Below are 14210 nucleotides of genomic sequence, written 5' to 3'. Positions count from 1 at the left end.
CACGATGCTATTGATGCAGCACAAAATACTCATAGCAGGCAAACAGCTCAAAAACCTAGAGCGCCTAACAATTATCAACAGTGTAGATGCCCCTTTAAGCGCTGCCGAAATAGTTATACCATACAAAACAATACGCAGGCCCTTCACCGTACTTCATCAGTCTAACTCAGACCTTTCACTCATCAAAAAAGGAGCAGGGGTTGAAATACACTTAGGATATAACAATAAATTAAAACTGGAATTCGAAGGCTACATTACTCATGTAGATAAAGACAATACCAGCATAACAGTGCAATGTGAAGACAAATTTTTCGAATACAAAAAAAACATTGCCGATAAAATCTTTACAAACACCAGCATAGAAACAATAATTAACTACATACACCAGCAGCTAAAACTGCGCAGACCATACAGCATTGACATAGATATAAAATATTCAAAATTTTCTATAATTCAACAAACAGCCTACGATGTACTTAAAAGATTAGCAGAAGAAACTCACCTGCAAATTTTTATAAAAAACGACCACCTATACATCACCCCTAAAATGTTAAAAAAATTTAATCTCATAAAATACCATACCGAAAAAAATATTGAAAAAATAGAATTTGAAAAAACAAACCTATCAGAACACAAAGTAGAAATAATTATAGAAACAAAAAATAAACAAGGACAAACCATACAATACACCTACGGTGAAAGAGGAGGCGATAAAATATACCTGAAAATACAAGGAATAGAAAATCAAAAAGACTTAAAAAAAATAGCTGAACAAGCCTATAATAACACCAAAATTAACTACCAAAAAAAATGTAAAATAATCGGATGGCTACAGCCCTATACCTCACCAGGCGATGTAGTAGAACTAAAAGGAACAGAAATAAACGACGGACTCTACTACTGCCAAAAAGTAGAAGTACACTACGGCGAAACAGGAGGAATGCGTAACCTATACTGTGTAGAAATTTAAACAAAATGAAAGAAAAAGAAATCAAAGACATAATAAGAAAAATATCCCATACAAACACATCGGATATATTTTTTACAGCCGAAGTAAAAGAAGTAAAACAAACCAGCTGTACAGTGATTGAAAAAAATACCTTAATACATGAAGACGTATGGCTAGTAGCAGCTGGAAACGCTGAAAATGCCCTAATAATTTATCCCAAAGTAAAAAGCAAAGTGCTAATAGCCGATCTGTCAGAAGGTAAAAGAGCACTATTGGCAATTTTGCAATATAGCCAAATCGAAAAAATCGAACTGCTCGGCGACCAATACGGAGGAATACTCATAGCCGAAAAAGTTGTAGATTGGATGAACAACGTATTCAACGATTTGCAAACACTAAAAAACCTTCTGCAAGCCACACCCATCGCCGGAAATGGAGCCCCCGCTAACATACTCTTTACCCCCCAAACCAAAATGGTTCAGCTCGATAACGTGATAAACAAAAAATTAAAACATGGGTGATATAAAAATAGACACTACCGGAGACCTCGCATATCAGAACGGGGATTTTTCGATAGAAACTCATCAAAAACAAAGCGCATTGATTGTGCTATATAGTATGCGAGGAGATTTTAAAAACAATATATACATAGGTGCCGACCTGATAAAACTAATTGCAACGGAAGATGCAGACAAAATATTCGAAATTAGAAAAGCATTGAAATTTGATGAAATAAATCCATCTAAAATCGATATTGAAAATAATCAAATAAATCTAATACTATGAGCGAAAATTACGAATTTGACGATATTGATATATCAAAAAAAGTTAGACCATACACACTAATAAGTGTGTTGCTTTTATTTTTTTTATTTGCAATTTTAGATGCATTAAATTTATTAAAAATAACGGATAAATATATAGAAATAATTGGCGATATTTGTTACATGGTAATAGGCTTCTACTTCTCAAGTAGAGGAGTAGAAAAAATATTTAGAATTATTAAAAAGAAATGAGAGTAATAACTACACAAGTAAATCAAACAATTTGGGATATAGCCTTACAACATACCGGTACAATAGATTCAGTGTTTACTATACTCGAAGCAAACGCATTCTTGCGCCCCGATATTACATTACCAGAAGGTATTAAAATATTAATACCAGATACAGAAATCAACAAACAAATAAAAGATTATATCGAAAAAAATAACATAATACCCGCGAGCGGTGATATGTACACACAGATACCATTAAATGAAGAAGATATGATACAAATAAAACAAATATTAAACTACGAATTCTCAAATGGACCTGGCCCCATGCCCGCCGTACGCCTATCAAATTTAAAAGGAGATGTAACCATACAAATAAATTATGACCGAGTAGAAGAATTAAACAACACGATCTACTTAGAACATAGCATCGATGGATTGCACTTTGTGCAAATACCAGAAACAGAAATACAATTACAACCCGAAGAAAATACACACATCTATACACTTAATATACTGACAAATTACCTACGAGTAATGCTTAATAATGAAACATCACAAGGCATACTAAAAGAAATAATCTATCGAGTATAAAATGGCACGAAGCATCGCTGAAATATACAACGAACTGAATCGCGTAAAAGAAAATATGCAAGAACTGCACATGTATGTGTGTGAAGGCACTCAAACCCTTAGACGCGATACGGCCGAAAACTTGCGCGCTGATTTACAAAATGGCAGTAAAGTAGCCATATGGCGCCTGTGGCTGTGGATAATGGCCGTAGCTAGCTGGATGGTAGAAAATCTATTTGAGAACCATAAAAAAGAAATACAAAAAATCATCTCAAATACTCGACCTCATACATTACAATGGTATGCCGAAGAAAGCAAAAAATTTCAATATGGCTATGCCTTAACCTGGCTGGGCGACCGGTTTGGCTACAGCTCTGAACGCCCCGAATCCCAAATAATAAGCTACAGCTCAGCCTCAGAAGAAGCAGGTAAAATACTACTTAAAGTAGCTAAAGGCAACAAACCAAACTTACAACCCCTATCGCCCACCGAGCTGGTGGCCTTTACCGAATACTGGCAAAAGTGGAAAGACGCCGGCGTACAGCTCGAAATACGCTCTCTACCAGCAGACCAAATATCCATTCACGCAATAATAGAAGTGGACAGAATGGTACTAGACAGTAATAACAAATTGCTGCGCGACCCACAAATAGACCCAATCCGACAAAAAATCGATGAATTCGGAGCTTCACTCGAATTCGATGGAATATTTCGACTATCGGACTTCGTAGAAGCCTTAAAAAGTGCTGAAGGCGTAAGAGATGTTCGCATACTTTCAGCCAAACACAAAAGCCATATTTCAGGATGGCAACCAATACTGATGTCCGTAAAGCCCTATAGCGGGTATTTTATCTTTGATTATAACGATAGCCTCCTAGAATACACTGCTGTTGAAGATAACTTATTCACCAGTATATGAATTTGAATATAATTCGAACAGCACACTTGCTGATACCACCCTTTTTGCGAAAAAAAAGATTTAAGGCTTTTATCACAGTATCAGTAAGCTATCTGAATTACCTATGTGAAAGTCAAAAACTTTATCGATTTCAAATCAATACACTGCTACAAGTCACCCCTCAAGTCATCTACATAGAAAGATACCTTAAGCAGTTTTTTAATGACCAAATACGATTACAGGAAGGCTACTACTTAGGTCCCTTTCTGAATACAGAAAGCGCTATCTATCTGAACCCACTTAATGAAGTCGCCCATATCTACTACAGCGGAGAAGCTAAAATAGATTTTGTGGTGCAAATACCGGTAAGCCTTCAAACCCAAAAACAGCAAATAATGCGGCTGATAAACTTTTTCAAATTGCCTGGCAAAAAATATAAAATAGACTTAATATGAATCGTATAGAAATACAAGAAGGAGGATTTCCGCTAAGAGCTGAGGATATTCTCTTGCTACAAGAAAACCTTTTTGAAATACAGCGCCATTTAACCGCCCTGGTAAACCATCAACCCTGTATATTAAAAGGAATGCACATAACCCAAAGTGGCAATGCGATTACCTGTCAGAGCGGCATCTTATATGTAAACGAAGAGATTTTTCTGGTACCGGGAGCCACTTTTACATACAACCCCGATCAATCCCTGTATTTAGTACCACACACATCCATGATCGACAATAGAATCTATGCTGATGGCCAAGAACATGCTTGTCAGCAGATTCGAATCTACATCTACCAGTACACAAGCACACCCCCCGTACAATCACTTGCCTTAAACCAACTTAAACGCCTGTCAGACTTAGTACACCAGTCTGTCAAAGGGTTTTTAATAGAGGATTTTGCATTAAATAAGCAAGTAAACCTTTCTTATCAAGCAGGATTTACAGCAGCAAATCAATCACAATCAGCAACCATTCTATACAATGATTACGGAAATATCATGATAACAGCACAATTTAATGCATCCCAGAGCAATGGAGTACTGTTTGTCATGCCCCAAGACCTCAGGCCCCCACAAGATATCGTCACATCATTTTTTAATGGAACAACAAATGGCATTCTGGTACTCAAAGCAAATGGACAAGCTTTGGTGTACAATGCCTCACTTAGCGCAACTAATTACATAACCTTTCAATTTAAAAAGAACTTTGAGCCGACAATTTTTTACAATATAGCTGTTCAAAACACAGGCCCAAATAGTAATTAATTTCTTACATTAACTTTTTATTAAGCACATTTCGAAATTTATTAAATTTCGTTTTGGAAGTAAAGGCATAACCGGTATTGCTATAAAAAATTACATTACCTGCTCCATTAGTTGTTGCCCCATCACTACTTGTAACCACTTGATTAAAATATCTGTACGTAGCGTTTGGGGTTAGACCATCTATTGTAACTCTATACACAAACGGAACTCTGTTATTATTTGTTCCATTAATACCTTGAATATACTGAGGTAAAAAAACCTCAGTTAATGAGGGTTGAGAGGTCACATAAATAGGCAAAACCAATAAGTAAATGAGCTTTTTCATGATGTTAAGCGTTTTTTCGGTTTGACATCATTTTTTTGGCGCCATAGGCTACGCCGGCAGCGATAAGCAGGCCGATACCGCCATCGATAGGAACAGGGCCTCCCGGAGGATCAGGTTGAGCAAAGAGGGCTACGGGAGCCACCAGCAGGGCCATCCAGAAGAAAGCCATTGTCGTGTTGTTGAACATTTTTTTCATTTTTTGTAAGAATTAGACACTTTTTCGTATTGTGCCAAAAATATAAGGGCTATGAAAACTCCTCAGTGATTTGGGATTAAGTTTTTGTTACCATTTGCTGCGTTATAAGAATTAGAAAACAAACTCATTCAGATTTTTACTTACAGATTATTTCAATTAATGGATGAAATTTTATGCTAAATCACCTTCAAAAGAACATGAATACTAGATCTTAACTTATAGATAGCAACCTCTGCAGAGGGGAGTTTATTTCTTAATTTTGGTCGAGAACCAAAAATTCAAAAAAATTTTTTGACGATTTTCGGATGAAGAATCTGTGAAAAAATATCTGTACTCTATTTACTCCAACTTTCGTATTCTTAAAATGCGCTAGAATGAACTACCTCGGCCATTTATACCTCTCTCCCCCTGATGCAGAATTTAGACTTGGCAATCTGATGGCCGATGGTCTACCGGCTAAAAAAGCTTTAAAATACCCCTTGCGAATGCGCCTTGGCTATCGCTTTCATCATTGGATTGACGACTTTACTGACAAGCATCCGGCATTTCGCCACAGCCGCGAAGTATTAACCGAATCTCAAAAGCACTATGCCGGGGTAGTTGTGGATGTATTGTATGACCATTTTTTGGCAAAAAATTGGAAAGATTATTCCAGTGAAGATCTGGGTTCCTTTGCAGAGACTTTTTATACCCAATACAATCAATACGAGGGACAATTACCTGCAGATTTCAGATTCATGATGCGCTATATGATTCAGTACCGTTGGCTGGAATCGTATGCCAATCTAATGGGATTAGAACGGGCTCTGATAGGTCTTAGTAAACGCACACACTTTCAAAACAACATGCATGTGGCCTTGAAAAACATATTAAGTCATTATAATTTATTAGAATCTCACTTCCGGTCACTTATGGCTGATATCACGCCGGCGGCTAAAAACTGGCTATCAGAGAGCGTTTTCTTTTAATTTTAGCTAAACTTCGTTTTCGGGAATCAAAGTAAGTACTATAACAGAAATAGATAAAAGTGACATCAAATGCACATGAATATCCATTAACATCAAAAAGAGTAACCAGGATTAATGCAATTCAAATCTGTCTGCATCCCTGAGAAATCCAAGGGATTCTCTCAACTCGGAAAGGTTGCTTTTAGACAAATTTGCTGAAATCACCTCTTCCCTGCCCTCACTAGCTGTGGCCAACGATTGTCCTAGCACATCAAATACAGCCGAATCGCCAGAGTGATATACCCCTTTAGCATCATAACCTATGCGATTTACACCGGCTACGTAAGCCATATTTTCGATGGCACGGGCTGGTAACAGTGAGCGCCAGGCATGGCTGCGCCTCTGGGGCCAGTTGGCCACATAAAGCAGCAGGTCATAGTATTCCTCTGGCCGCTGTCGAGACCACACCGGAAAGCGCAGATCATAGCAAATCAAAGGACAAATTTTCCATCCGAGATATTCTACTAGTATTCTCTCTTTGCCGGGGGTATATACTTTTTCTTCACCTGCCAGCGAAAAAAGGTGTTTTTTATCATACGAATATTCATCCCCTTCAGGTGTGATGAAATACAGCCTGTTAAAATATTTGCCACTATCGAGCGTAATGAGCGAACCTACGACGGATGTTTGATAAGTTTCCGAAAGCTGACGCATCAGCTCAATACCTTGCTCAGCAGCAGTATTTCCAAAAAGATGTGGCTCCATGCTAAAGCCAGTGTTAAACATTTCGGGCAGTATCAGCAGGTGGCACTGAGGCATATCTTCGCACAGTTTTTGAATTTTGGCGTGATTGCCCTCTACATCGTGCCACAGGATATCGTATTGAAGTAAATTGATGCGCAATTCATTCATAATTCAATTTCTTTTTTTGGTTCCGGTTTTAATCGGCTTAAGTACAAAAGTACAGGCGCAAATCATCACGCAACTTCATCAGGCAGGGAAGTACGACCAAGTACTGTTATTCGGAAATAAAGTAGATTCGCTGCGCGGGGATGAAGCTTTGCTGGTGGCCGATGCATTTTTCAGAAAAAAAAATCCTCAAAAGGCAGAAGAAATTCTCACCAAAATCATCAAACGAGGCTATACGACAGAAGAAGCTTACTGGCAACTCACACAAGTACTTCTGGCCCAGGAAAAATGGGTTTTAGCTCTCGAAAACATTGAGAAAGCATTAAAATTTAACACATCGAATTTTGTTTATTTGAAAATCCGCGCTGGTATTTTGCTCCAGCTCGGCAAAAACCGCGAAGCAGAAGCAGAATATCGAAAACTATTGCGCTTGCGGCCAAACGATGAATCGCTCTACTGGCTTACATATCAAGCTATTGCTGAGCAGGAAGATTACCGACGAGGAAAGTCTTTTTTGATATCTAACATTGCAAAATTTAAAACTGCAGAATATCAAAATCGAGTTTACGACGCTTTAGTGCGCACCTATCACTACACCCTTGGTAAACCAGACAGTGCTCTCTACTACACTAAAAAATGGCAAAATTCCACCGGCAAAAACAATCAAAATGTTTCCCTTGAACTTTTGTTGCTTAACGCTTTAGAAAAATTTGATGAGTCTATTCAATTCGCAAACACACATAAAAAGTATTTTAAAGAAACCGCTGATGGAATTCTATGGGATGAAATACGCGGGCAAAAGGAATATGCGATTCAGGTCTATTATCATCCAAGTCGCAAATACTATACAATGTATTTGATGGACGCTGAGCAGCAGTATATACAAGGAAAGATGTTTTGGAAAAAACTATCAGAGACGCAATCAGAAGTCAAAATAGAAACAGCGCGAAGAACAGACACAAAAACATTTTCAATACCTATTACTGATTATGCAGCCTTAAAAAAACAAAGCACGCGCATAGCACGTGCTTTGAATAATTTGGAATAAGTTTAATCTATAAAAATTTACAGATTTTCTCTTGAGAAGCCTTAAGTATTTCTGGCGTAAGTTGAAGCTTCGGACGCGCAAAATTGATGTCCTGAATTGAGTTGATCGGCATCAGATGTATATGAGCATGAGGTACCTCAAGCCCTACAACAGCGACACCTACTTTAATGCAAGGATAAGCCTTTTGGATAGCTGGTGCAATTCGCTTAGCTAAACTCCAAAGCTCTGAATAAATGGAATCAGGCAAATCGAAAAGGTTATCAACCTCCATCTTTGGAATCACTAATGTATGCCCTTCAGTTAATGGAAATATGTCAAGGAAGGCATAACAGCTTTCTGTTTCTGCAATTTTGTATGAAGGTATTTCCCCCTTAACAATTTTAGAGAAGATAGAAGCCATAACCGCAAATTTTATTCAACCGAAATTTCAAGAATTTCAAACTCTAATGTACCTGCCGGAACTTTAATAGCCACTTTTTCGCCTACTTTCTTCCCAACAAGTCCTTGACCTATAGGCGAGTTAATAGAGATTTTGCCCAATTTTAGATTTGCTTCTGTTTCAGATACGAGGGTGTACGATACAATCTGATTTGTTTTCAGATTTTTCAACTTTACAGTACTCATCACCATCACTTTCGATACATCTACGTCTGACTTATCCATCAGACGAGCGTTAGCGATGAGGTCTTCAAGTTTAGAGATTTTTAATTCCAAAAGGCCTTGAGCCTCTTTGGCGGCATCGTACTCTGCATTTTCTGACAAATCACCCTTGTCGCGAGCTTCTGCAATCTGCTGAGAAATCTTTGGACGTTCTACGTTTTTTAAATAATCAAGCTCTTCTTTTAACTTCTTTAAACCTTCTGCGGTTAAGTAGGTGACTTTTGACATAGGTGTTCTTCTTTTAGGTTAAATAATAAAAGAATGAGACCTCTGTACGAGGCCTCATTCACGCAACAAATATACGATTTTAAAGTGATAATCTTACTCCAATAGAGTGAGTACCCTGAAAGGGCGTACGAGTCGTGCGAATAGAATAGTCAAAGGCGAGATTAGAACCTGATTCTTTAGACATAGGCACTAAAAAAGAGATACCAGCCGCTAATCCAGTATGAATGTTAGTCTGCTGTCGATCTTGCCGGTTATCAAAAATAGTATATCCAACTCTAGCCATAAAAGTTTGTCGGTAGGCGTATTCAACACCTACGCCATATTCATCTTTCTGCAATGAGTTAGATTGAAAGTTTATAGCTGCCGTCAACAGTTGATCGCCTCCTAAGAAGAAATCATAACTCCCCCCAATTACGAGATTTGATGGAAATTCAAATTTAGCTGATCTACTAGAAAAGGTTTGTGTATAACCTCCACCGGGTACAGTAGCTTGGATGGACAAACCATCTCCACCAAATGAGGCTGATGGACCAATGTTGCGGAGTGTGATTCCAAATTTTAGACGATTTTCTTCACCGGTGTGATATTGTACACCAGCATCCACAAGCAGAGCTGATACATTGAGGTTTGGAAGGCCTTGATTGTAAAATTTGAGATTGATACCACCATATATACTCTCAGTAAACTTTTGAGCATATCCGCCGGTGATGATGGCAGCGTATGGTGAAATTGTAGAAATACCACCATCCGGCTGAGCCTCTGTGCGAACGATCAATTCTCCATAAGAGAAATTGTTGATCGATAGTGCCAAAGCTCCGGTATTTCCAACAGTTTTTACTAGACCAATAGAGTTTACAGTGATATCACTGCCGGCAAGCCATTGCGTATTTGTAAAAGCTATTTCGAGATTTTCAGTATTGGCAATACCGGCGATGTTTAAAAAAACAGACTCCACACCACGTACTCCGGCTGTATTAACATTTCCCCAACCAGAATTTCGAGCCCAAGTATTGTTAAGCAACTCACTTGCACCAGCTGAACCAACACGCTGAGGGTTACCGGCAAAGAGTGAGCCTGCAGAGAGGCTCACAGCTATTGCGATAGATGTTATTCTTCTCACTTTTTATACACAGGATTTAGGTTCTTAGAATGCGTTTAAGTCCACAGGTCGCATAGCACCAAACCACTTCACGACTTTATGACCGATACCAAAAGCATCTATATGTATAATATACATACCACTGGCAATGGGTATTCCGTAGTTATTTCTTAAATCCCATTCAACCCAAGTATCGGTATTGTCTTTTGTTATGGTACGTACCAGCTCTCCATTGGTAGTAAAAATATTGATATTACAACGTACTGGCAGATTTATAATCTTCACTCTATTGTCTAACTGTGAAGTTTCATAAACTGAATAGGCAAAATATGGATTTGGAACTACGCCGATTAAATCAAGAGCGTTTTTAGCGGTTTGTAAATCATTATTGCGAGCTGCTATGCTGCGGGTGCTAAACTTGTAAGACGGGTTGCCGTTGTTTCCGTCAGGATTAGCACTGTACTGTGTTTGATAATTAGAGAAAGAGCGAGATACCCTCAATTTAATGGTTACCTCAGCAGGCATACTCACATTCGGATCTACGTTGTAACCGGGAGCAGTTAGTGGAATGCTCACCCAATCAATATTTCTAAACACAGCGGCTCTTGAAATTGGTTGAGCTAGGTTGCTAATTTCATTGAACAGCGGGAAATCCTGAGGAGCATTTCCGCGATAGGTTAGGTCAATCGGTTGACCAGAACCATTTAAACCGTCAGCTGCAAACACATATACGTAATGTTGGCCACCGAAAACAAAGTTTCCTAACTTATCTTGAACCTCAGAGGTTGGATTCCAACGCATGTCATTACCTCTTTGACCCACACGGAAGGAGTTTTCTCCAAAGGCCATGTAAAGCCTTCTGCCTGTTTCGACATCAATGGCATACCCTGGGAAGTACGACCATCCTTGAGGTAAAGAAGGATCTTCGACTAACTGGCCATTAACTAAGCTTAAAGAGGTGCTTTTTCTGAGTTCAAATTTTGAAGCTCCTCCGATGGCCAGTGCAGGTTCTTCACAAAGTTCAAACACTGGAACACGAGTCCATTTACTCTTATCACTTGTAATTACGACGTTGATAGATCGCAATGTAGAAATATCCCTTCTAGGAGTTTGAGCACGGGCAGGCCCCATTCCCAAATTATTGGGTAAAGCTAATGTATTTGTTCTAGCTAAGGTATAAGGACCCCATGTACCATCAACAAACGTTGCGAAGAAACGACAAGGATCCATTGGCTCTGTTGTATTTGAGCCTGGCAGCACAAAGGTTTGGTCAGGATAAAGGTTTGCAGGAGGAGAAGTAGCAACTGTATTAGTACCCACAGCCAACCAATTTCTTGGAGTAAAGGAGGTATTATCAGATACCCCTGAGAGCCATGCTTTATTGGGATCAGAGAAAATTATCTGGGATCCCACTACGCCATTGCGGTAGGTACACTGCCAATCTCTTCCTGGGTTATTGAAATTGTTAATGGTTACAGATAATCCTAGTTCTGGAATGATTTGCTCATTGGGGAAACTCAATGTAGTATCGCTGAAGATTGGATTGGGGAGGTTACCACCAGTTATTACCCAACGAGCGGTATCACCTACGCCAATGAGTTTCAGATTGAAGTCACCAGCAGGAACTCTTTTTGGGTCAACCACTTTAATATCGATAGGACCAAAACCAGGTAAGTAGGCCAATTCATCTACCCTGCCATCGCGAACGATTCTTTCTTCAATGTCAGGTCTTAAATCAATGAATTTACCCATATTGCCTAAACCCTCATAGCGTATAATTTCTGGTGAATCTCCATAATTAGCTCCTAAAACCAAACCGTTTTGCTCAGGCTTGGTGATTCTTGGAATTCCTTTGAAAACAACAATTCCCTCGGAACCTGAAGTCTTTCTGCCAGGTAGGTAGGGAACTTTTTGCGTCAGTTCAGGACGTGCAGGATCAAAAGGCGCAAATTGATTAACTGCATATGCGATGGCAATAAAGTAATATTCTCGGTGGTTTATTAGTCTTCTGTTGGATCCGGTAGCAAAAGCATCCTCAAGTATTCTAAATGACATGCGAATACCGTTGTTGTTGGCTTGAATGGTCATATCTTGTGGCACAAGCGCATTCAAGCTTGGATCTCTTGTATAATTTACTAACTGACCATGCTGATTTTTTATATCACACTGAGCTACTAAACGAGCTAAGGCAGGATTGTACAGATCAGCTACACTTACGTTAGCATCTCTCAACTGGAAGATTTGGAAACCTTCAAACTTGTAGTCATAATAACCCGTGTCACGAGCAGTTTGGATTTGTTGTGGTGTTGCTCCGGGAGGATCTGGTATCAGAGGATCTCTTTGTCGGTAACGCAAATTAAAATTATTGGATGTTTCGTCGTAGGAGAGATTTAGGATAAGTTCCCGATCCAATTCTACTATATCCAGCTTTGGACCGTCTGGACCGTCAAGCAACTGAAAGCAATTGTCGAAAAGTTTTTGGGCTTTGTCGTCAGCGATAATGACTAACTCCATAGAAGCAAAAAGGTCATCTGAGAAAAAATTCCTTGCCCATACCGCTCCTGTGGTGATGAAGTTGAGAGCACCTGGAGCAAGCGAGAAAGGACCAGCACAGTGCAAGCCTCTTTTATCGGCTTTATTGGCAGGTGATTCCCACCAGCCACCATTCGGAAGCGGTTCATCAGGCTTATATGCACCAGTCGTATCATATGAGAGACCCGGATAAGCAAAGAAGGTACGAGTACCAGAACCATCTACGGTAAATCCGTCACCATTGTTGGTATTACCGGGACCGCTGGGATTTTCGATGACTAGTGGGTTTCCATTTCTCCAGATGCATTGCAAGTATTGATAAAATTCAGCAGCATTTCTCGGGTCGGTTGTGTTGGGGTTAACACCAGGGCTACCCGTGTTGTTGTAATACATAAAGCCGCTCATAATGATGCGCTCATTGCGACCGATGGCAGGGTTCTCAGGTTGACAAACACCAAAGTCGTCGCGTACACCATCTACGCAGCCATCGCGGTCATTATCTATTCCATCAAAATAATCGGCAAAAGGACCTTGGAAAAAGTCAAAGCCAATAGCTGGAGGATATGCTCCATATCCTAATGGACCTGCATCTACTGGTTCAGCATTGTACACGTATCCAAGACCACGAGCAATATCACAACCTATGATATCGTCGTAAGGGTTACCGAGGTCGGCGTCAAACCAGGTTCCAAAGAAGGTATTTGTGAGTCTAAAGGTTGACTTGTTCAAGATTCGGTAGTTGTAAAACGTCATGTTGTTGATCTCGTCGTTGGTGGAGAAGGCAAATGCTTGTGCACGAATTTCAAAACCGAGGGCTCCGGCCTGGGTTTCTGTGTGAATGTTCCCGCGGTCGTTGTACACCCACCAAATCGTCATATCACCATAGAGAAGGTCCACTTCCTTGATGCGACAATCAAAAGCTCTATCAAGGTCGTAGGCAGGATAATCAAAGCGATAGTCGTAAAGGTCATTGCCATCTAAATCCATGAATGGAGCAAGTTTAAAGTCTAATTCACCGTTGATCCCATTACCCGGCCAATCGCGAATGATGGTAGGTACTTCATTGTCGTAATTGGGATATTTGGTGGACAGGTCGCAGTTCGGATCCTCTTTACACTGAAGCCATCCTCTGTGCTTTTCGACTTGAGAACGGAAGATGATCCAGAATCTGTCATATGTACGACAAATCTCCGCATTTACACTAGCTAAACCGTCGTTTGACAAAGGACCAGGCCAATAATCGTTACCGCGCTGGCGATAGGTCATTGCTCCTAGTTTCAACTGATTACCTTCATCTAAACCACCCAACCAAAGTGCACCGGCAAACATAGAGTGGCGGTTTGAGCCTTTTGGCACTTCATATCTGGGCTGATTGAGGTTCCACCACATATCACCGGCAGCCAAAACTGTAGCTCTTACGTTATTCAGGTTAAGGTCAGCCTGGGCAGTGGCAGGCGCGCACAATTCCTGTAGAGTACGGCCTGTACGCTTTTTCGGGCTTCCAAGGCCCGGGATTTCTCTGGCGTTCATTAAAAAGGCAGCATTTGCCAGAGTGAGAATGAATAGTGTTCTCAACCAATTCATATTC

17 protein-coding genes are annotated in these 14210 nt (G+C 39.8%); 10 read left to right on the top strand and 7 right to left on the bottom strand.

Annotated features, from left to right (window positions below; genetic code table 11):
• Positions 1 to 13 precede the first annotated feature (13 nt).
• Genes EIP89_RS00660 through EIP89_RS00625 form a run of 8 tightly spaced genes read left to right on the top strand, consistent with a single transcriptional unit; the run spans position 14 to position 4678 of the window.
• Positions 14 to 970: a hypothetical protein gene (locus EIP89_RS00660; RefSeq protein WP_124396728.1), complete on the top strand. Its 957-nt coding sequence runs from the start codon at positions 14 to 16 to the stop codon at positions 968 to 970.
• A gap of 5 nt (positions 971 to 975) precedes the next feature.
• The gene (locus EIP89_RS00655; RefSeq protein WP_124396727.1) at positions 976 to 1470 is read left to right on the top strand and encodes a hypothetical protein; all 495 of its coding nucleotides are present in this window, start codon (positions 976 to 978) and stop codon (positions 1468 to 1470) included.
• Positions 1463 to 1735 carry a hypothetical protein gene (locus EIP89_RS00650; protein WP_124396726.1) on the top strand — a complete coding sequence of 91 codons (273 nt, stop codon included), beginning with the start codon at positions 1463 to 1465 and terminating at the stop codon, positions 1733 to 1735. Before EIP89_RS00655 ends, EIP89_RS00650 begins: the two co-directional genes overlap by 8 nt.
• On the top strand, positions 1732 to 1965 hold the full coding sequence (locus EIP89_RS00645; RefSeq protein WP_124396725.1) for a hypothetical protein: 234 nt from the start codon (positions 1732 to 1734) through the stop codon (positions 1963 to 1965). Before EIP89_RS00650 ends, EIP89_RS00645 begins: the two co-directional genes overlap by 4 nt.
• Positions 1962 to 2537: a tail protein X gene (locus tag EIP89_RS00640; RefSeq protein WP_124396724.1), complete on the top strand. Its 576-nt coding sequence runs from the start codon at positions 1962 to 1964 to the stop codon at positions 2535 to 2537. Before EIP89_RS00645 ends, EIP89_RS00640 begins: the two co-directional genes overlap by 4 nt.
• 1 nt (position 2538) lies before the next feature.
• Entirely contained in the window at positions 2539 to 3435 is an 897-nt protein-coding gene (locus tag EIP89_RS00635) for a hypothetical protein (RefSeq protein ID WP_124396723.1), read from the top strand.
• The gene (locus EIP89_RS00630) at positions 3432 to 3869 is read left to right on the top strand and encodes a hypothetical protein (RefSeq protein WP_124396722.1); all 438 of its coding nucleotides are present in this window, start codon (positions 3432 to 3434) and stop codon (positions 3867 to 3869) included. Before EIP89_RS00635 ends, EIP89_RS00630 begins: the two co-directional genes overlap by 4 nt.
• On the top strand, positions 3866 to 4678 hold the full coding sequence (locus EIP89_RS00625) for a hypothetical protein (RefSeq protein WP_124396721.1): 813 nt from the start codon (positions 3866 to 3868) through the stop codon (positions 4676 to 4678). Before EIP89_RS00630 ends, EIP89_RS00625 begins: the two co-directional genes overlap by 4 nt.
• A 4-nt stretch (positions 4679 to 4682) precedes the next feature.
• On the opposite strand, the gene EIP89_RS00620 is transcribed toward EIP89_RS00625, so the two are convergent.
• Both EIP89_RS00620 and EIP89_RS00615 read right to left on the bottom strand, forming a co-directional pair.
• Entirely contained in the window at positions 4683 to 5003 is a 321-nt protein-coding gene (locus EIP89_RS00620) for a hypothetical protein (RefSeq protein ID WP_124396720.1), read from the bottom strand.
• A gap of 4 nt (positions 5004 to 5007) precedes the next feature.
• On the bottom strand, positions 5008 to 5199 hold the full coding sequence (locus EIP89_RS00615; RefSeq protein ID WP_124396719.1) for a PID-CTERM protein-sorting domain-containing protein: 192 nt from the start codon (positions 5197 to 5199) through the stop codon (positions 5008 to 5010).
• Positions 5200 to 5573: 374 nt separating this feature from the next.
• On the opposite strand from EIP89_RS00615, the gene EIP89_RS00610 reads away from it, so the two are divergent.
• Positions 5574 to 6167 carry an acyl carrier protein phosphodiesterase gene (locus EIP89_RS00610; RefSeq protein WP_124396718.1) on the top strand — a complete coding sequence of 198 codons (594 nt, stop codon included), beginning with the start codon at positions 5574 to 5576 and terminating at the stop codon, positions 6165 to 6167.
• 111 nt (positions 6168 to 6278) lie between these two features.
• On the opposite strand, the gene EIP89_RS00605 is transcribed toward EIP89_RS00610, so the two are convergent.
• Positions 6279 to 7058 carry an amidohydrolase gene (locus EIP89_RS00605; RefSeq protein WP_124396717.1) on the bottom strand — a complete coding sequence of 260 codons (780 nt, stop codon included), beginning with the start codon at positions 7056 to 7058 and terminating at the stop codon, positions 6279 to 6281.
• 16 nt (positions 7059 to 7074) lie between these two features.
• Here EIP89_RS00605 and EIP89_RS00600 point away from each other — a divergent pair, with 16 nt between their 5' ends.
• Positions 7075 to 8103, top strand: a complete 1029-nt coding sequence (locus EIP89_RS00600) for a tetratricopeptide repeat protein (protein WP_160160468.1) — start codon at positions 7075 to 7077, stop codon at positions 8101 to 8103.
• Between the two features lie 7 nt (positions 8104 to 8110).
• Here EIP89_RS00600 and EIP89_RS00595 read toward each other — a convergent pair whose 3' ends face one another.
• The 4 genes from EIP89_RS00595 to EIP89_RS00580 form a co-directional block, all read right to left on the bottom strand.
• Positions 8111 to 8503 carry an HIT family protein gene (locus EIP89_RS00595; RefSeq protein WP_124396715.1) on the bottom strand — a complete coding sequence of 131 codons (393 nt, stop codon included), beginning with the start codon at positions 8501 to 8503 and terminating at the stop codon, positions 8111 to 8113.
• 11 nt (positions 8504 to 8514) lie between these two features.
• Positions 8515 to 8991: a transcription elongation factor GreA gene (gene greA / locus EIP89_RS00590; protein ID WP_124396714.1), complete on the bottom strand. Its 477-nt coding sequence runs from the start codon at positions 8989 to 8991 to the stop codon at positions 8515 to 8517.
• A 79-nt stretch (positions 8992 to 9070) separates the two neighbouring features.
• Positions 9071 to 10111 carry a PorV/PorQ family protein gene (locus tag EIP89_RS00585; RefSeq protein WP_124396713.1) on the bottom strand — a complete coding sequence of 347 codons (1041 nt, stop codon included), beginning with the start codon at positions 10109 to 10111 and terminating at the stop codon, positions 9071 to 9073.
• A gap of 24 nt (positions 10112 to 10135) precedes the next feature.
• Positions 10136 to 14206, bottom strand: a complete 4071-nt coding sequence (locus EIP89_RS00580) for a hypothetical protein (protein ID WP_124396712.1) — start codon at positions 14204 to 14206, stop codon at positions 10136 to 10138.
• Positions 14207 to 14210 lie beyond the last annotated feature (4 nt).

Origin of the sequence: Thermaurantimonas aggregans (assembly GCF_003851885.1) — a bacterium.
In the GTDB taxonomy this organism is placed as follows: Bacteria; Bacteroidota; Bacteroidia; order Flavobacteriales; family Schleiferiaceae; genus Thermaurantimonas; species Thermaurantimonas aggregans.
Note: the sequence above shows the minus strand (reverse complement) of the source record. Positions and strands in the feature narration are given on the sequence as shown.